This is a genomic window from Actinomadura formosensis NBRC 14204, from assembly GCF_001552155.1.
In the GTDB taxonomy this organism is placed as follows: Bacteria; Actinomycetota; Actinomycetes; order Streptosporangiales; family Streptosporangiaceae; genus Spirillospora; species Spirillospora formosensis.
In genome coordinates, this window is the sequence record NZ_BCQQ01000084.1 from 14,027 (window position 1) to 32,470 (window position 18,444).

The window sequence follows — 18,444 nt, forward strand, 5'->3', positions numbered from 1 at the left end:
GTCCCACCTCGTTCGCTCGTTCCCTGCCCGGAACGCTACCGGTCCGGGACGGCCGCGGCGACCACGGCCCGCGCGGACGGCGCGTGGCGGCCGTGACCATGGAGGGTCCGGACGCCGGGGATCCCGGCCGGACTCAGGACACTTCGGACACGGAAGAGGGCCCGCGACATCCGTCGGGCCGGAGTCGTCCCACAGGCGGTGAGAGCGAGGCTCCGTTTTCTACTGGATGTCCGGGCCCTTCCCGGGTCCAACCCCCCGCGCGATCGTGTGGTTCCGCCCGGGCCCGGTCCCGGATCACCGCACTGGCTGAGGCGGGCACGATGCCGACCACTCGCGTGATCCCCGTCCCCGTCGTGCTGCGGTGCCCGGCGGCGCCTCGCGCGGCCGATCGGTGAGTCCCGTGCTGGACTGCAGCAAAACTACCGGCTTCCAGGCCCTTGTCAACCGCCTCATGTTCTGCGGTGACTCCCTGTCACCGCAGCTCAACGCCATGATCACGATGCTCGGGGGAATTCCCCGCCGGGCATCGTGATCATGGCGTGGCGGGCCGGTTCAGCCGCCCGGCGGGGGGACGACGACCGTCCCGGTCGCGGTGACCGCGACGATCGGCTCGGCCAGCACCTCGGCGGCCGACTCGCCCTTGTCGGGGCGGCCCCGGCACACCACGCGCGCCTCGAACGCCATCGCGCGGCTGCGGGTGCCGGCGCGGGTCAGCACGGCGGTGGTCTCCAGGACGTCCCCGGCCTTGACCGGCGCGCGGAACTGGACGTCGGAGTAGGACGCGAACAGGCCCTCGTCGCCGTCGGTGCGGACGCACAGCTCCGTCGCCACGTCCCCGAACAGCCCGAGCACGTAGGCGCCGTCGACCAGGTTCCCGGCGTAGTGGGCGTGCGAGTAGGGAATGTAGCGGCGGTGGGTGACGGTCGTCCCCTCACGCGGATCACTCATCGTCGTCCTCTCCGATCTCACCGGTGTCGCCGGTGTCGCCGTTCTGGCCGGGCAGCAGCGCATGCACGAGGTAGCTGGCCACCTCGGCGGGCGTGGTGCCCTTGCCGAAGATGCGGTCGACGCCGAGGTCGGCCTCGGTGACGGTGTCGAACCGGGGGCCGCCGACCACCAGCAGCGGCCGTCCCATCCCGCCGGCGACCGCGGTCGGGTACTCGGCGTGGAACGCGGCGGCCATCTGCTTGGTGTTGTGCAGGTGCGCGTTGCGCTGGGTGACGACCTGGGAGACCAGGACGGCGTCGGCGTTCTCGGCCTTGGCGCGCTCCACCAGCTCGGCGACGGTGACCTGGGCGCCCATGTTCACGACCTGGATCTCCCGGTAGTACTCCAGGCCCTTCTCCCCCGCGAACCCCTTGACGTTGAGGATCGCGTCGATGCCGACGGTGTGGGCGTCGGTGCCGATGCAGGCGCCGACGACGACCAGCCGCCGGTTCAGCGTGCGCCGGATCGCGAGGTTCACCTCCTGGGAGCTCAGCAGCGGGTAGGCGCGCTCCTCCGGGACGGGGATGGAGGCGTAGTCGATCAGATGCCGCACCTTCCCGTACACGATGAAGAAGGTGAAGTCGGGGCCCATCGGCTTGGCGTGCACGACGCTGGCGGGGTCCAGGCCCATCTTCCCCGCGAGCTGCAGGGCGGCGGCCTCGGCGCGCTTGCCGGCGGGGACGGGCAGGGTGAACGACATCTGCACCATGCCGTCGCCGGTGGTGTCGCCGTAGGGGCGGATGACCTGGCGGGTGTCGGCGGGCTCGGTGGGGGCCTGTGCGCCGGTTCCGGGGCTCTCGACGGTCATGCGGGCACCTCCTGGTCGGTGGCGGCGCGGGCCGCGGCGTGCGGGTCCTCGGTGTCGAGGATCTCGATGGCGGGGTTGAAGTAGCCGTCGGCGCGGGGGACGACGCCGTCCAGTCCCTTGCCGCCGTCGGGCGGGCGGCGGGTGACGCCGAACGTGCCCTCGGCGATCGCGGTGAGCAGCCCGTCGCCCTCGATGCGCTCCAGCAGCTCCACCGACTCCGACAGGACCCGCTTGGCGCGCTGGACGAGCATCCCGTCCGGGCGGGGCATGAAGTCCTCGGCGAGGTTCCCGCACGCGTCGCGGACGTAGCGGACGTTCTCCAGCGCCAGGTCGCGGTCCGACAGCCACGGGGTGTGGATGCCCTCGGTCATCATCCCGATCAGGATGATCGACTGCCCGGTCAGCACCCCGGCGAGGTTGAAGAAGGCGTCCAGCAGGTAGCCGGCGAAGATGTTGCCGGTCATGTGCTTGGTCGGCGGCATGTACTTCAGCGGCGCGCCGGGGAACAGCTCCCGGACGAGCTGGGCGTGCGCGAGCTCCAGCCGGAACGACTCGGGGACCGCCGGGTTGATCTCGAAGGCGTGGCCGAGGCCGAGCTGGGCGTCGGCCAGGCCCGCCTCGTGCCCGAACCGCTCGTTGAGCAGCTGGCTGACGATCACGGTGTGCGCGGCGTCGACCGCGTCGGCGGTGGTGAGGTAGTTGTCCTCGCCGGTGTTGATGACGATGCCGGCGCGGGCGTGGATCTGCCGGGAGAACCGCTGGTCGATGAACGTGCGGCGCGGGTTGATGTCGCGGAAGATGATGCCGTACATGCAGTCGTTCAGCATCATGTCCAGGCGCTCCAGCCCGGCCAGCGTCGCGATCTCCGGCATGCACAGCCCGGAGGCGTAGTTCGTCAGCCGCACGTAGCGGCCCAGCTCGCGGGACACCTCGTCCAGCGCCGAGCGCATCAGCCGGAAGTTCTCCCGGGTGGCGTAGGTGCCGGCGTAGCCCTCGCGGGTGGCGCCCTCGGGAACGAAGTCCAGCAGCGACTGGCCGGTGGAGCGGATCACCGCGACGACGTCGGCGCCCTCGCGGGCGGCGGCCTGGGCCTGCGGGATGTCCTCGTAGATGTCGCCGGTCGCCACGATCAGATACACCAGCGGCCGCGGCGGGCCGGCCATGTCGGGGGTGGGAAGCTCGGCGAGCAGCCGGTCCCGTTCGGCGCGGCGCCGGTCGATGCGGCCCATGCCGCCGCGGGCGGCCTCACCGGCGGCCTTGCGGGCGTGGGCGGCGTCGGTCCCGGACGGGAGCCGGAACGACGCCCGCCCCCGGGCGGCGGCCTCGGCGAGGTCGCGCAGGGAGCCGTGCGGGCCGGTCAGCAGCGCGTCCCAGACCGGCAGGGCGACGCCGTGCTCCAGGCCGACCTGGTCGCGGACGGTGTCGGCGAGGTGGTTGACCCAGGGGCGTCCCTCATCGTCGGCGCCGGTGAGGCCGGCGAGGCGCAGCAGCGCCCGCTCGACCGAGACGGTCGTGTGGGAGCGGGCCATGCGGATGATCGGTTCCGCGGCACGGGCGGCGAGCCGCCGGGCGGTGCGCACCACTTCCGGGTCGAGGTCCAGTTTTCCCTGCGGCCCCATCGCCGTCTCCCCTCACGCAGCCGCCCTTCTCAGGCCGGTCCGAACAATCATCCGCCGTAGCGAGTTCTCTACGGGAGATCTTCCGGCATGACCACCGTATTTCACAAGAACTAGCAGCACATCTCCGTCGCCTTCCCCGGCCGGCCGGGCCCGCCACCGCCGGGCGGCGGACCCCGAAATCCCAAGAAGGCGACGATCAGCGAAAAAGTAATCACCCAGAGTCACCGCCCCTGGACCGGCAAGGGGCTGATCGTTCACTGCGCGGCCATCGGCACGCCCATCGCGTTCCCCCGCCGAGGGGACGGTCAGGGCAGCCGGGCCACCCCGCCGAAGCCCAGGAAACGCTCGGGGTTCTCGACGGTCTCGCCCTCGTCCGGACGCCACAGCGGCAGGTACACCAGGCCCGGGTCGAGCAGTTCCCAGCCGTCGAAGAACCGCAGGATCCCCGCGTGCGACCGGGACACCGCCGGGGAGGTGGCCCGGTCGTACAGCTTGCCGATCGCGGCGGCCTTGCCCGGCTGCGCCTCATGGGTGAGATGGGAGATCACCAGGTGGCTGCCGGGGGCGGCGGCCTCGCGCAGGGCCTCGACGATGCCCTCCGGGTCCTCCTCGGACTTGACCAGGTGCAGCGCCGCCACCAGCAGGAACGCCACCGGCTCGGTGAAATCGATCAGCCGTTTCAGCTCCGGGGCGGCGAGGATGTCCGCCGGCCGCCGCATGTCGGCCTGCAGGATCGCGCTCTGGTCGTCGCCCGCCAGGATCGTGCGGCTGTGCGCGACGGCGACGTCATCGTTGTCGATGTACACCACCCGCGCGTCCGGGTTCACGCCGCGCGCGATCTCGTGCACGTTGCCCTGTGTCGGGATGCCCGACCCGATGTCGACGAACTGCGCGATGCCCGCCCCGGCGAGGGTGCGCACCGCGCGGCGCAGGAAGGCCCGGTTCGCGCGGGCCAGTTCCCGCGCCTGCGGCTCGACCCGCAGCAGCCCGGTGGCGAGATCACGATCGGACGCGAAATTGTGCGCTCCGCCGAGCAGGAAGTCGTACACCCGTGCGACGCTTGGTCTCTGACTGTCGACCTCGGGTGGGAACCACTCGGAGTCCATGCATCGTCTCCCTTTTGACCGAGGGGTGCGTCCGCGGGGCGGGTTCAGCGTAACGCCGAGCCTCGCCGGGCGTCCCCGGATAAGGGACAGTGAGGACCGATGTCCGATCGACCCCCAGGACCGGGACCGGTGACCGTCCTGCTCGACCCCGGCGGCAGGATCATCGGGTGGAGCGAGGGCGCGGCACGCCTGTTCGGCCGCGGCGCGGGTGAGGCGGTCGGCACCAGCCTGCCCGAGTTACTCGGCCGGCCCGCCGCGGCCGAGCCCCTGGCGACCGCGCTGAAACCGGCCGCTTCCGGCCGCTCCTGGTCCGGTGTGCTGCCGCTGTCGGACGGCGGCGTGTCCGTCCTGTGCGACCCGATGATCCGTGAGGACGGCGGCACCGCCGTCGCGCTGACCGTGTCGCCGCCGTGGGCGGGCGGCCTGGACCTGCTGAACGAGGCGGGCCGCCGCATCGGCTCCACCCTCGACCTGCACCTGACCGCCCGCGAGATCGTCGCCGTCACCGTCCCCCGGTTCGCCGACGCCGGCGCCATCTACGTCCTGGAACGGCTCCTCGCCGACGACGACCACCCCGCCGCGGAGGCCGACGGCTCGGCCGTCGTGCGGCGCCTCGCGGTGGCGTTCGCCGAGGACGACCCGCGCGACTGGTCCCGCGAATTCCCCGTCAACGAGGTGATCGTCTACCCGCCGTCCACCCCCTACGCCCGCTGCCTCACCACCGGCACCATGATCGAGTTCGGCGGCGAGGCCGTCCAGGACACGATGGCGCACCGCACCGGCCGCGTGCTGGACGGGCTCCTCGACCACGTGTCGCTGCTGGCGCTGCCGCTGGTGGCGCGGGGCCGGGCGCTCGGGTTCGCGGTGTTCAGCCGCAAACGCGACCGGCCGCCGTTCACCGCCGCCGACACCGCGCTTGCCTCCGAGCTCGCCGGACGCGCCGCGACGTGCGTCGACAACGCCTGCCTGTACCGGCGCGAGCACCGCACCGCGACCACGCTGAAGGCCGGGCTGCTGCCGGCCGGCATCACCGTCCCGCCCGGCCTGGAGATCGCGCACCGCTACCTGCCCGCCCGCAGCGGCGTCGGCGGCGACTGGTACGACGTGGTGCCGCTGCCCGGCGACAAGGTCGCGGTGGTGATCGGCGACTCGGTCGGGCACGGCGTCACCGCCGCCGCGGCGATGGGGCAGCTGCGGGTCGCCGCGCACACCCTGGCCAGCTGCGAGTTCCCGCCCGGCGAGGTGCTGGAGCGGCTCGACGCGATCGCGCAGGACCTGGACGCCGCGCAGTTCGCGACCTGCCAGTGCCTGGTGTGCGACCCGGCGACGCTGCGCTGCGAGCTGGCGTGCGCGGGGCATCCGCCGCCGCTGCTGGCCCTGCCCGACGGGACGGCGCGGCACTTCACCGTCCCGCACGGGCTGCCGCTCGGGGTGTCCGACCCCGCGCACCCGGCCGAGTACCGGCAGGTGTCGGCGCGGATCCCGCCGGGCGCCGTCCTCGCCTTCTACACCGACGGCCTCGTGGAGAGCCGCCTGCGCAGCGTCGACGAGGGCATCGCCCGGCTGGCGTCCGCGCTGACCGCCTCGCGGGCGGACTCGCTGGAGGAGACCGCCGACGGCGTCCTGACCCTGCTGGCCGACCAGCGGGGCCACGACGACATCGCCCTCCTGCTGATCCGCCCGGCCCGCTGACCCGGCGGCCCCGCCTTACAGGCCGGGGATCTCGTGATTGCGGAACGCGTCCACGAAGTAGGCGTGGTCCTGCCGGACGATCTCGGCGTACTGGGTGCCGAACGCGACCATCGCCTCGACGAACGCGGACTCGTCCGGGCCGATCACCGCGTGGATGGCGTCCTCGACCTGGAAGCCGACCAGGGTGTGGTCGGAGTCGGTGTCGGAGACGCAGTGGACCTTGGCGGTGGCGCGGCCGAGGTCGTCCAGGACCGACAGCATGTCCTCCGGCTCGGTGAGGCCGCCCCAGTCCAGGTCCTCCTCGTAGGGGGACAGCTCCTGCACGACGTAGCCGACGCCGTCGATCTGGGTGTGGCCGAGCCACGGGTCGCTGTTGGCCTGCAGCGCGCGCCGCGACACGGCGGTGCGGTGCCCGTGGTGCTGGAAGTACTCGCGGATGCGCGGGTCGTCGACGACGCGGCTGGGCGCGGCGACGTTGCCCTGCTTCATCGACAGGATGACGTCGTTCTCCAGCGCCTGGGTGTTGCCCTCCACCAGGATGTTGTAGGCCGACAGCCCGGCCGACCCGATGCCGAACCCGGACGCGCCCACGATGTCCTTGACCTCGTAGGTGAGGCTGCCGAACCGCTTCTCGCTCGGGATGGTGGCCAGGTACCCCTGGTAGGCGGCCTCGACCCGGGCGCGTTCCTCGGCGCCGAGGCGGCGGACGCCGGGCCGGTCGCGGAACCGGCGGTCGGCCCCGTCCACGACCGTCATGTCCTTCAGCAGCTCGATCCGGGTGCCGCTCATCGCGGCGACGAGCACGTCCCGGACGTAGCCGTCGGTGGTGGCGAGGGTCAGCGCGAACTTCTCGTCGTCGTCGTGCGCGGCGAAGTGCCGGACCTGGTCGACGTAGGCGCGCACGTAGGCCTCGATGAGCCGGCGGATGTCGGCGTCGGAGATCGCCTTCTGCCAGGCCAGCAGCGCCAGGCTCGCGACGAGCCGCTTGACGTCCCAGGTGAAGTGGCCGACGTAGGCCTCGTCGTAGTCGTTGACGTCGAAGATGAACACGCCGTCGTCGTTCATGTAGGTGCCGAAGTTCTGCGCGTGCAGGTCGCCCTGGATCCACACGCGGGACGTGCGCTCGTCGGCCCACGGGTCGTCGTCGTGGACGATGTCGGCGTAGAACAGGCAGGCGCTGCCCCGGTAGAACGCGAACGGGTCGGAGGCCATCTTGCGGAAGCGGCGGCGGAATTCGGCGGGGCTGCGCTCCATCAGGTCCGAGAACGCGTCGACCAGGACGTCGACGATCTGCGCCCGGCGCTCCTTGGGATCCCGCCCGCGCAGTTCCTCGGTGATGCTCGCCATTCTGTCTCCCTCGATGATCGGGTGAGCCCCGCCGCTGCCGGGGCGTTCCGGGTCATTGTGCCGAATCCGGACCCGTCCGGGAGGTGAACAGCGCGCGGACGGCCGGTATCGTCCGCACCAGGTCAAGGGCGGTCTCGGCGTGCCCGGGGACGTAGCCGTTCCCGATGAGCATCGTGACGTCGGCGGCGAGCCCCTCGGCGCCGAGCGCGGCGGCCGGGAACGAGGTCGCCATCGAGAAGAACACGACGGTGCCGCCGGCGGCGGTGGCGAGGATCGCGCCGTGCTCGCAGCCCGGCACGTCCACGCACACGACGGTGACGTCCACCGGCTCCCCGATCGCGGCGGCGACGGCCACCGGGTCGCGGGCGTCGGCGCGGACGACGGCATCGGCGAGCCCGGACGCGGTGAGGTGGTCCTCCTCCTCGGCGGTGGGGACCAGCCCGATCACACGGGACGCGCCGGCACGGCGCGCGGCGGCCAGCGCCAGGCAGCCGGACTTGCCGGCCGCGCCCAGCACCGCGACCGACGGGGCGTCCCCGGCCGCGACGACCCGCGCGGTGAGGGCGGGCGCGCCGCACACGTCCATGACGGCCAGGGCCAGCGGCACCGGCAGGTCGTCCGGCAGGACGGCGGCGATCGAGCGGGCGAACAGGATCGCGTGGCCGCGCGCGGGCACCTGCTCGGACCGCCCGTCCCAGCCGGCCAGGCCATCGGTGATCGCCAGCGGGGTGAGGGTGAGCGAGACGAGGGTGGCGACGCGGTCGCCGGGCTTCAGGCCGAGCGGCGACTGCGGCCCGGCCTCCTCGACGACGCCGACGAGCATGCCGCCCGACCCGGTGACGGGGTTGTGCATCTTGCCGCGCTCACCGATGATCCGCAGCACCTCGGCGCGGATCGCGTCGGGGTCGCCGCCGTGCGCGGTGTGCAGCTGCCGGTAGGACGCGGCGTCCAGGTTGAGCCGCTCGACGCCGATGCGGACCTCGTCGGGCCGGATCCCCGGGTCGGTGTCGAGCCGGTGCGCGGCCTGCGGCAGCACGCCCTTCGGCTCCAGCACCCGGTGCAGCCCCACGGCCGTCCCCGTGTCCGTCCCGATCCCCCCGCCGTTGGTCATCTCGTGCCCGCCTCTCTTCCGAAAACCCGTCGATGTAGCGCAAGATGTACAGGACACCTCTGGTTTGATCGAAAGTCTTCCCGTACCGTCGGCGTCATACAAGAGTTTTATGCGATCAATGTGAGGCGAGGAGGCGGTCGACGATGACCACAGCCCTGCACCCGGACGCGGCCCCATCCGGCGCATCCGGGTCCGACGAGACCGCGCGCCAGCCGTACGCCTACCGGCGCCGGCCGCTGCAGGAACCGGACTGGCGGCGCCTGCCGGGGTGGCGGGACGTCACGCAGGACGAATGGGAGTCGGCACAGTGGCAGCGCGCCCACTGCGTGAAGAACCTGCGGCAGCTCCGCCAGGTCATGGGCGACCTGCTGGACGAGTCCTTCTACGCCGACCTCGAACGCGACCAGGCCGAGCGCGCCACGATGTCGATGCTGGTCCCGCCGCAGATGCTCAACACGATGGACTGCTCCTCCACCGCCGCCTTCCACGCCGACCCCGTGCGGCGCTACATGCTGCCGGTCTTCAGCGACCGGCGCACCGACTGGCCGTCCCACCCGCACGCCTCCCGCGACTCGCTGCACGAGGCCGAGATGTGGGCGGTCGAGGGCCTCACCCACCGCTACCCCACCAAGGTGCTCGCCGAACTCCTGCCGACATGCCCGCAGTACTGCGGCCACTGCACCCGCATGGACCTGGTCGGCAACTCCACCCCGAACGTCGACAAGCACAAGTTCACCATCAAGCCGCCGGACCGGCTCGGCGCCATGCTCGACTACCTGCGCCGTACCCCCGGCGTCCGCGACGTGGTCGTGTCCGGCGGCGACGTCGCCAACCTGCCCTGGGCGCGGCTGGAGTCGTTCGTCGGCTCCCTGCTGGACATCGACAACATCCGCGACATCCGCCTGGCCAGCAAGGCGCTCATGGGCCTGCCGCAGCACTGGCTGCAGGACGACGTCCGCGCCGGCATGGAGCGCCTGGCCCGCAAGGCGCACGAGCGCGGCGCGCAGATCGCGATCCACACCCACGTCAACGCGGCCCAGTCGGTGACCCCGCTGGTCGCGAAGGCCGCCCGCGCGATGCTCGACACCGGCATCCGCGACGTCCGCAACCAGGGCGTGCTGCTGCGCGGGGTCAACGACGCCCCGGACGCGCTGCTCGACCTGTCGTTCGCGCTGCTCGACGAGGCCGGGATCCTGCCGTACTACCTGTACATGTGCGACATGATCCCGAACAGTGAGCACTGGCGGCTCGCGGTCTGGGAGGCGCAGGAACTGCAGCACGCGATCATGGGCTACCTGCCCGGCTTCGCCACCCCGCGGATCGTCTGCGACGTCCCCTACGTCGGCAAGCGGTGGGTGCACCAGCTCGCCGACTACGACCGCGAGCGCGGGATCTCCTACTGGACGAAGAACTACCGCACCGGACTGGAGCTGTCCGACCCGGACGCGCTGACCCGCCGGTACGAGTACCACGACCCGATCTACACGCTGCCGGAGGAGGGGCAGGAGTGGTGGCGGGAACGTTCCGGGATCGCCTGACGCGCCACGACCGGCGCCTTTACGTTGTAGATCAGGAATGCGGCGGAATATCCTCGGACGGGTGACCACATCCGGCCTGACCGCCGCCGACCTGACCGCCGCCGACCTGGAGGACGACCCGCATCCGCACCTCGCGCGGCTGCGGGAGCACGAGCCGGCCGCCTGGATCCCGGCGCTCGGCGGCCGGCTCGTGACGTCCCGCGCCCTGGCGCTGCGGGTGCTGCGCGACGCGGGCACCTTCACCGTGGACGACCCGCGCTTCTCCACCGCCCAGGTCGTCGGGCCGAGCATGCTGTCGCTGGACGGCCCCGCCCACACCCGGCACCGCGACCCGTTCGCACGGCCGCTGCGTCCCGCGCGGACCCGCGAGCGGTTCACCGCGTTCGCCGAGGCCGAGGCCGCCCGGCTGGTGGCCGCCCTCGCGCCCGCGGGCCGGGCCGAACTGCGCGGCGAGCTGGCGGGGCCGCTGGCCGTCGCGGTCGTCGCCGAGGCCCTGGGGCTGGACGGCGTGGACGCCGCGGTCGTCCGCTCCTGGTACGGCGCGTTCGTCGAGGCGGTGTCCGCCATCACCGCGGGCGGCACCGCCCCGCAACGCGCCGCCGAGGCGTACCGGCTGCTCACCGCGGCGGTCGAGGACGCGATCACCGCGTCCCGTCCCGGGTCGCTGCTGGCCGAGGCCGCCCGCGACGAGGCCGGGCTGACCACCGCCGAACTCGTCGCGAACTCCGCGATCTTGATGTTCGGCGGCATCGACACCACCGAGGGCATGATCGCCAACGCCGCGCTGCACCTGCTCGGGCACCCCGATCAGCTGCGGCTCGTCCTGGACGACCCCGGCCTGCTGCCGGCGGCGGTCGAGGAGTCGCTGCGGCTGGAGCCGCCGGCGGCCGTGGTCGACCGGTACGCCACCCGCGACACCGACCTCGGCGGGACACCGGTCCGCGCGGGCGACCTGGTGCGGGTGTCGATCGCCGGCGCCAACCGCGACCCGGCCGTCTTCCCCGACCCCGGCCGCTTCGACGTGCGGCGGCACAACGCCGCCGCGCATCTGGCGTTCGCGCACGGCCCGCACTTCTGCTTCGGCGCCCCCCTCGCCCGGCTGGAGACCCGCGCGGCCCTCACCGCGCTGCTCGGCCGGCTCCCCGGGCTGCGTCTTGACCCGGACCGCCCGGCGCGCCCGCGCGGGCTGGTGTTCCGCAAACCGCCGCGCCTGGACGTCCGCTGGGACCGCTGAAGGCCAGTTCAGGCCCTGTCCCCCGTCCAAACGGGCACTCCGGATATGGGAATATGTCGCAATGATCGTGGAACGCCGGGTCGAGCTGCGCTTCGGGCTGGAAAGCCGGGAAGCCGAGACGCACACCAACCTGTCCGCCGTACGCCAGGACGGCCGCTGCCTGTGGGTCGCGGGCGACGAGACGGCCACCATCGAGCGGCTCACCGCCGTCCTGGACGGGGACGGCCGCGTCACCGGCTACGAGGGGCAGGCCACGGTCGCGCTCGCCGACCTCGTCCCGCTGCCCGCCGGGCCCGACGAGGAGGCCGACATCGAGGGGCTCGCCCGGTCGAACGGCTGGCTGTGGGCGGTCGGCTCGCACAGCCTCAAGCGCAAGAAGATCAAGCCGGGGCAGAGCGGGGCGAAGGCGCGCAAGCGGCTGGCCACCGTCGTCCGCGAGGACAACCGCTTCATCCTCGCCCGGCTCCCCCTGGTCACCGGCGACGACGGGCTGCCCCGCGTCGTCCGCGCGGACGGGGACCGCACCGCCGCCGTCCTCGGCCTGGACAAGGACTCGATCACCGACCTGCTCACCGGCGACCCGCACCTCGCGCCGTTCCTGTCCATCCCGAGCAAGGACAACGGCATCGACATCGAGGGCATCGCCGCGCACGGCGACCGCCTCTACATCGGGCTGCGCGGGCCGGTGCTGCGCGGCTGGGCCGTACTGGTGGAGATCCGCCCCGAGACCCATCCGGACGACCCGCGCCGGCTGCGGCTGCTGCCCGTCGGCGACGGCGGGGACCGCTACCGCACGCACTTCCTCGACCTGGGCGGCCTCGGCATCCGCGACCTGTGCCCGCACGGCGACGACCTGCTCATCCTCACCGGCCCCAGCATGGACCTCGACGGCCCGGTCCGGGTCGTGCGGTGGCGGGACGCGGTCGAGGCCGACGCCCCGGAGATCGTTCCGGCCGGGGAACTGGAGACGCTCGGCGACCTGCCCTACGGCGACGGCGACGACCACGCCGAGGGCATCGCGGTCCTCGACGAGCCCGGCACCCGCCTCCTGGTCGTCTACGACAGCCCCTCCCCCGCGCGCCTCACCGCGGAGGGCGGCGTCCTCGCGGACGTGGTCGATCTCGGCTAGCGGTACCCGAATAAGCGCTCGCTTTCGCGCTCTGCTTGGATGGGCCCGGCAACCGGCAGGAGTCGAAGGGGCAGGGCATGATCGAGTGGTCCGAGGAAGACCTGATGATCCGGGACGCGGTGCGCGGCTGGATCGACGCGGAGGTCCGGCCCAACCTGGACGCGCTGGAGTCGGGCGACCTCCCGCCGTACGACCTGCTGCGCAACATGTACAAGACGTTCGGGATGGACGAGATGGCCCGCTCGTCCTTCCACGCCCGGCTCGCCAAGGAGAAGCAGGGCGGGGCGGACGGCGCGGAGGAGCGCTCGGGCGGCGGCGCGGCGATGACCATGCTGCCGGTCATCGAGCTGTGCAAGGTCGCGCCCGGCCTGGTGTCGGCGATGGGCGTCGGCCTCGGCCTCGCCGCCGGGACGATCATGAAGCGCGGCACACCCGAGCAGAAGGAACGCTGGGCGCTCCCCCTGCTCACCATGGAGAAGGTCGGCGCCTGGGCGATCACCGAGCCGAACTCCGGGTCGGACGCGTTCGGGGGCATGCAGGCCACCGCGCGGAAGGTCGGCGACGAGTACGTCCTCAACGGCAGCAAGACCTTCATCACCAACGGCCCCTACGCCGACACGATCGTCTTCTATTGCAAGCTGGACGACGGCGACCGTTCTCCGGCCCCCGCCCACCACCCATCGAGTGAAGAGCCTCGCTCGGCCTCCGCTGACCCCCGCGACCGGGAGATCCTCACGTTCGTCCTCGACCGGGGCATGGAGGGCCTGGAGCAGAGCAGGCCGCTGCGCAAGATGGGACTGCACTCCTCCCCCACCGGCGAGCTGTTCCTCAACGACGTCCGCGCCGGAGCCGACCGGCTCCTCGCGTCCGGAACGCAGGGCGGCAAGGAGTCGGCGAAGCAGAACTTCGTCACCGAGCGCGCCGGCGTCGCGGCCATGGCCCTCGGCGTCATCGAGGAGTGCCTGAAGCTGTCGGTCGAGTACGCCAAGACCCGCGAGCTGTGGGGGCAGCGGATCGGCGACTTCCAGCTCATCCAGCTGAAGCTGGCCAAGATGGAGGTCGCGCGGCTCAACGTCCAGAACCTGGTGTTCCGGCACATCGAGATGCAGCGCGCCGGCCGCGCCATGACGCTCGCCGAGGCGTCGGCGATGAAGCTGTACGCGGCGCAGGCCGCCAGCGAGGTCGCGCAGGAGGCGGTGCAGCTGTTCGGCGGCAACGGCTACATGAGCGAGTACCGCGTCGAGCAGCTCGCCCGCGACGCCAAGTCGTTCCAGATCTACGCGGGCACCGACGAGATCCAGGTGACGCACATCGCCCGCGACCTGCTGTCGCGCTGACCCGGGCGAGGGATCCAGGAAGGCGCGGCCGGCAACGAACTTCCGCGGGCGGCCGGACATCGAACAGGTGGGGGTGGGCGAGGGCGATCACCCACCCCCACCGAGACGGCCTTTCTGGACAGCCGACGATGGGGACTGGATACTCACAGCCATGGACGGTCAGCCCTCATTCCCGGTGAGAGCGTCCGACACACAGCGGGACCGGGTCCTGCGCGTCCTCAGCGACCGCGTGGCCGAGGGCCGGATGTCGAACGACACCTTCGAGCGCCGTGTCGACCAGGTGCTGCGGGCACGCAGCCAGGCCGAGCTGGCCGACATCGTGCACGACCTGCCGCCGCCGAGCCGCGTCGTCGACCGGCTGACCGGCCTGATCTCATCGGTGTCGCACGCGACGGCGCGGATCGAGGCGGCCTGGCGGGCGCCGCGGCTGCCCCGGTTCATGCTGCCGCCGGCCGAGCTGAGGCGCATCGTCATCGGCCGGGCCCCGGCCTGCCAGTTCGTCCTCACCGACCTGACCGTCTCGCGGTTCCACGCCGAGATCTGCCCGGCCGGCGAAGGCTGGACGATCTGCGACCTCGGGTCGATGAACGGCACCCGGGTGAACGGGTGGCGGCTGACCGGCCCGGCCCGGCTCCGGCCGGGCGACGAGGTCGGCTTCGGCAACGCCGTCTTCATCGCCACCGCCCCCTGACCCCCGCCCGGCCTCCCCCGGCTACAGGGGCGGGCGGCGCGCCTCCCAGGGGGTGCTGAGCACGACCGTGGTCCGGGTCGCGACGTTCGCGGCGGCGCGGATCTTCTGGAGCAGGTCCTCCAGCTCGTTCGGCGACGAGACCCGCACCTTGAGGATGTAGCTCTCCTCGCCGGCGACCGAATGGCACGCCTCGATCGCCTGGAGATGCGCCAGCCGGTCGGGGGCGTCGTCCGGCGCGGCCGGGTCGATCGGCTTGATCGACACGAACGCGGTCAGCGGCAGCCCGATCCGCTGGGTGTCCAGCTGGGCGGCGAACCCCTTGATGACGCCGCGCTTCTGCAGCCGCCGGACACGCTGGTGCACCGCCGACACCGACAGCCCCGTCTCCTTGGCCAGGTCGGTGAAACTCATCCGCCCGTCGTCGGCGAGCAGCGCCAGAATCTGACGATCGATCTCCTCCACGCGGGAAATGTAGCGTGCCGGAGACGGGGCGTGCGCCCCCATAGATCACGGATCGGCGTTATCCGGGCGGTTTCAGCGGCGCGCGGGCCGCAGCGGGCCGCAGCTGCCGCGCACCACCAGCTCGGTCGGCAGCAGCACCGGCCCTCCCCTGCCGCGCCGGGCCGGCTCGCGCAGCAGCAGCTCACAGGCGCGGTAGCCGATGTCGTGGCCGGGACGGGCGACGGCGGTCAGCGGCGGGTCGCACAGTTCCGCCCACGCCACGTCGTCCACCATCGCGATCGACACGTCGGCGGGGACCCGCAGGTCCAGCTCGCGGGCCACCAGCACGGCCGCCTCCCCGAGCAGGTGCCCGGCGGCCAGGATCGCGGTGACGTCGGCGCGGCGCTGCAGCAGCCCGGCGGCGGCCGCGTAGGCGGCGTCGCGGGCCGGGCGGGCGGCGACGACCAGGTCCTCCTCGACGGGGACGCCGAGCTGGGCGAGCGTGTCGCGGAACGCGCGCTCGCGCACCCCGGCGGCGGCGCCGGGGGCACCGCCGAGGAAGCCGATGCGCCGGTGCCCGAGCCCGGCGAGGTACTCGGTGAGGGACCGGACGCCGCCGGTGTCGTCGGCGAGGACGGCCGGGATCTCCGGCAGCCCCGGCAGCACCCGGTCGGCGAAGACGACGCTGGAGCACACCCGGGCGGCGGCCCGCCAGTCGGCCCGGTCACCGGCCGGCACCGCGATGATCCCGTCCACCCGCTGCTCGACCAGCCGCTCGACGATCTCGGCCTCGCGGGCGGGGTCGCCGTGCGCGGCGTCGACGATGACGTGCTCGCCGAGGCTGCGGGCGCAGGCGAGCACGCCCGCGACCAGTTCGGCGCGGAACGGGTCGGTGACGTCCGGGACGACCAGCCCGATGCCGCCGCTGCGGCGCAGCTTCAGCCCGCGGCCGAGGGCGCTCGGCCGGTAGTCCAGCTCGCGGGCCGCGGCCAGCACCCGCTCGCGGGTGGCGGCGCCGACCGACCCGGTTCCGGAGAACACCCGGGACACGGTGGCGATGCCGACGCCCGCCGACGCGGCCACATCCTTGATCGTCGCCGGCCGTCCGCGCGTCATCCCGCCCCCCGGGGTTTTCGATCACCTTATCCGCGTCCGACCTCCCATGGAAACGATTCCATGATGTTTACTCCCCTCAATACCGTAAAGCCCCTGCTCGGCAGGGGGCAGTGAAAACGTTTCCATGGGGGGCCGATGGCCAAGATCGTGCTGGACCGGGTCGACAAGGTGTACGGCGGCGGCGTCAAAGCCGTGGACGGGCTCGACCTGGAGATCCGGGACGGCGAGTTCATGGTGCTGGTCGGCCCGTCCGGCTGCGGCAAGTCCACCGCGCTGCGGATGATCGCCGGGCTGGAGGAGATCAGCGGCGGGAAGATCCTCATCGGCGACCAGGTCGTCAACGACCTCGCGCCCAAGGACCGCGACATCGCGATGGTCTTCCAGAACTACGCCCTCTACCCGCACATGACCGTCGAGCAGAACCTCGCGTTCGGCCTCAAGCTGCGCGGCACCCCGAAGTCGGAGATCAAGGCGAAGGTCCACGAGGCCGCCAAGATGCTCGGCCTCGAGCAGTTCCTGTCCCGCAAGCCCGCCGCGCTGTCGGGCGGGCAGCGCCAGCGCGTCGCGATGGGCCGCGCGATCGTCCGCGAACCGCAGGCGTTCCTGATGGACGAGCCGCTGTCCAACCTCGACGCCAAGCTCCGCGTGTCCATGCGCGCCTCGCTCAGCCAGCTGCACGAGCGGCTCGGCGTCACCACCGTGTACGTGACGCACGACCAGGTCGAGGCCATGACGCTCGGGTCGCGGGTGTGCGTGCTGCGCGAGGGCGTCCTGCAGCAGGTCGACACCCCGCAGCGGCTGTTCGACAACCCCGTCAACCTGTTCGTCGCCGGGTTCATCGGATCGCCCGCGATGAACTTCGTCCTCGCCGACCTCGCCTCCGGCGACGACGGCGCGCAGGTCCGCTTCGCCGGGTACACGCTGCCGGTGCCGGCCGCGACCCTCCACGACAAGCCGGGCCTGCGGGACCACATCGGCCGCAAGGTCATCCTCGGCATCCGCCCCTCGGACTTCGAGGACGCCGCGCACGCCGGCCCCGGCTGGGCGCCGATGGAGGTGCGCAGCAGCGTCACCGAGGAGCTGGGCAGCGAGATCAACGTCATCTTCACCATCGACGCCCCGCCGGTCGAGCACAAGGACACCGCCGACCTCGCCGAGGACGCCGAGGACGGCGGCGACATGGCACTCCCGCTCGCCGACAACAAGGCGCTGTGGACGGCCCGTGTCAACTCCCGCTCGCACGTGCGGCCGGGACAGGACGTCCAGCTCGCCGTGGACACCCGCCGGCTGCACTTCTTCGACCCCTCCAGCGGCCTCGCCGTGTGACCCCAGGGGCGCGCCCCCCGGAACCGCTCGGGCCGGGCGGCCGCAGACCGCCCGGCCCGTGACCCGGTGGCCGAGGTTCGAACCGGGAGGGTTACTTCACCGAACCCGCCAGCACGCCCTGGACGAAGTAGCGCTGGAAGGCGAAGAACACGACCAGCGGGACGATCAGCGACAGGAACGCGCCGGGCGCGAGGATGTCGATGTTGCCGGTGAACTGCCGCATCTGGGACTGCAGCCACTTGGTCATCGGCTGCGACCCGGTGTCGGCGAACACCAGCGCGACCAGCAGGTCGTTCCACACCCACAGGAACTGGAAGATGCCGAGTGAGGCGATCGCCGGGCCGCCCAGCGGGAAGATCACCCGGCGGAAGATCGTCCACTCCGAGCCGCCGTCCATCCGCGCCGCCTCCAGCAGGTCCCGCGGGATCGCCGCGAAGAAGTTGCGGAGCAGGAAGACGGCGAACGGCAGGCCGAACGCGACGTGGAACAGCACCACGCCGGTGACCGACCCGAACATGTGGAACCCGCCGAACTCGATGTGGCCGTACAGCTTGGCGACCGGGATCAGCGCGACCTGGACCGGCACCACCAGCAGCGCCACGACGAGCAGGAACAGCCAGTCGCGCCCGGGGAACTCCATCCACGCGAACGCGTAGGCGGCCAGCGAGGCGATCACCACCACCAGCAGGGTCGCCGGGACGGTGATCAGCACGGTGTTCCAGAACGAGTCGACGAAGTCGCCCTTGTCCAGCAGCGAGCCATAGGACTCCAGGGTCAGCTGCGCCGGCTTGGTGAACACCTCCCACCAGCCGCCGGCGTTGTTGTCCTCGTTGGAGCGCAGCGACGCGACCAGCAGCCCGAGCGTCGGCACGAGCCAGAACAGCGCGATCAGCACCAGCAGCGCCTGCGCGGCGCCGCCACCGGCCCGGCCGGCGATCCGGGCGGCCAGGCCGCGGCGCGGC

General features: G+C 72.5%; 16 protein-coding genes. 7 read left to right on the top strand and 9 right to left on the bottom strand.

All coding sequences use genetic code 11. The features are described from left to right. Positions 1 to 552: 552 nt before the first annotated feature. The 4 genes from kal to AF1_RS21280 all read right to left on the bottom strand — a co-directional run bounded on the left by kal (position 553) and on the right by AF1_RS21280 (position 4,520). A complete protein-coding gene (kal, locus tag AF1_RS21265) occupies positions 553 to 948 on the bottom strand; it encodes a 3-aminobutyryl-CoA ammonia lyase (protein WP_067801985.1) in 396 nt (131 codons plus the stop codon). Then, entirely contained in the window at positions 941 to 1,795 is an 855-nt protein-coding gene (gene kamE, locus AF1_RS21270) for a lysine 5,6-aminomutase subunit beta (RefSeq protein WP_067801987.1), read from the bottom strand. Before kamE ends, kal begins: the two co-directional genes overlap by 8 nt. Further along, entirely contained in the window at positions 1,792 to 3,414 is a 1,623-nt protein-coding gene (gene kamD, locus AF1_RS21275) for a lysine 5,6-aminomutase subunit alpha (RefSeq protein ID WP_067801990.1), read from the bottom strand. The genes kamE and kamD overlap by 4 nt, the downstream gene beginning before the upstream one ends. 305 nt (positions 3,415 to 3,719) lie before the next feature. After that, on the bottom strand, positions 3,720 to 4,520 hold the full coding sequence (locus tag AF1_RS21280; RefSeq protein WP_067801993.1) for an SAM-dependent methyltransferase: 801 nt from the start codon (positions 4,518 to 4,520) through the stop codon (positions 3,720 to 3,722). A gap of 99 nt (positions 4,521 to 4,619) precedes the next feature. On the opposite strand from AF1_RS21280, the gene AF1_RS21285 reads away from it, so the two are divergent. Then, the gene (locus AF1_RS21285; RefSeq protein WP_084263185.1) at positions 4,620 to 6,212 is read left to right on the top strand and encodes a SpoIIE family protein phosphatase; all 1,593 of its coding nucleotides are present in this window, start codon (positions 4,620 to 4,622) and stop codon (positions 6,210 to 6,212) included. 15 nt (positions 6,213 to 6,227) lie between these two features. Here the strand turns inward: AF1_RS21285 and AF1_RS21290 are convergent, their stop codons facing one another. Together AF1_RS21290 and kdd are read right to left on the bottom strand one after the other, a co-directional pair. Further along, entirely contained in the window at positions 6,228 to 7,559 is a 1,332-nt protein-coding gene (locus AF1_RS21290; protein ID WP_067801998.1) for a DUF2252 domain-containing protein, read from the bottom strand. Positions 7,560 to 7,611: 52 nt separating this feature from the next. Then, positions 7,612 to 8,670 carry an L-erythro-3,5-diaminohexanoate dehydrogenase gene (gene kdd, locus AF1_RS21295; RefSeq protein ID WP_067802001.1) on the bottom strand — a complete coding sequence of 353 codons (1,059 nt, stop codon included), beginning with the start codon at positions 8,668 to 8,670 and terminating at the stop codon, positions 7,612 to 7,614. Between the two features lie 143 nt (positions 8,671 to 8,813). On the opposite strand from kdd, the gene AF1_RS21300 reads away from it, so the two are divergent. The 5 genes from AF1_RS21300 to AF1_RS21320 all read left to right on the top strand — a co-directional run bounded on the left by AF1_RS21300 (position 8,814) and on the right by AF1_RS21320 (position 14,599). Next, positions 8,814 to 10,208 (top strand): KamA family radical SAM protein, encoded by a 1,395-nt coding sequence (locus AF1_RS21300; protein ID WP_067802004.1) that lies wholly within the window; start codon positions 8,814 to 8,816, stop codon positions 10,206 to 10,208. Positions 10,209 to 10,269: 61 nt separating this feature from the next. Beyond that, positions 10,270 to 11,442, top strand: coding sequence for a cytochrome P450 (locus tag AF1_RS21305; RefSeq protein ID WP_242608780.1), 1,173 nt, complete (start codon positions 10,270 to 10,272; stop codon positions 11,440 to 11,442). A 61-nt stretch (positions 11,443 to 11,503) separates the two neighbouring features. Continuing rightward, positions 11,504 to 12,571, top strand: a complete 1,068-nt coding sequence (locus AF1_RS21310) for a DUF3616 domain-containing protein (RefSeq protein WP_067802013.1) — start codon at positions 11,504 to 11,506, stop codon at positions 12,569 to 12,571. A 77-nt stretch (positions 12,572 to 12,648) separates the two neighbouring features. After that, the gene (locus tag AF1_RS21315) at positions 12,649 to 13,908 is read left to right on the top strand and encodes an acyl-CoA dehydrogenase family protein (protein ID WP_067802015.1); all 1,260 of its coding nucleotides are present in this window, start codon (positions 12,649 to 12,651) and stop codon (positions 13,906 to 13,908) included. A gap of 151 nt (positions 13,909 to 14,059) precedes the next feature. Then, entirely contained in the window at positions 14,060 to 14,599 is a 540-nt protein-coding gene (locus AF1_RS21320) for a DUF1707 and FHA domain-containing protein (RefSeq protein ID WP_067802018.1), read from the top strand. Positions 14,600 to 14,620: 21 nt separating this feature from the next. On the opposite strand, the gene AF1_RS21325 is transcribed toward AF1_RS21320, so the two are convergent. Both AF1_RS21325 and AF1_RS21330 read right to left on the bottom strand, forming a co-directional pair. After that, entirely contained in the window at positions 14,621 to 15,061 is a 441-nt protein-coding gene (locus AF1_RS21325) for an Lrp/AsnC family transcriptional regulator (RefSeq protein WP_207394023.1), read from the bottom strand. A 72-nt stretch (positions 15,062 to 15,133) separates the two neighbouring features. Continuing rightward, the gene (locus tag AF1_RS21330; RefSeq protein ID WP_067802022.1) at positions 15,134 to 16,156 is read right to left on the bottom strand and encodes a LacI family DNA-binding transcriptional regulator; all 1,023 of its coding nucleotides are present in this window, start codon (positions 16,154 to 16,156) and stop codon (positions 15,134 to 15,136) included. 135 nt (positions 16,157 to 16,291) lie between these two features. On the opposite strand from AF1_RS21330, the gene AF1_RS21335 reads away from it, so the two are divergent. Further along, on the top strand, positions 16,292 to 17,482 hold the full coding sequence (locus AF1_RS21335; RefSeq protein ID WP_067802029.1) for an ABC transporter ATP-binding protein: 1,191 nt from the start codon (positions 16,292 to 16,294) through the stop codon (positions 17,480 to 17,482). 91 nt (positions 17,483 to 17,573) lie between these two features. Here the strand turns inward: AF1_RS21335 and AF1_RS21340 are convergent. Beyond that, positions 17,574 to 18,444 (bottom strand): carbohydrate ABC transporter permease (locus tag AF1_RS21340; RefSeq protein ID WP_067802031.1); only part of this gene is annotated, 871 nt, incomplete at its 5' end.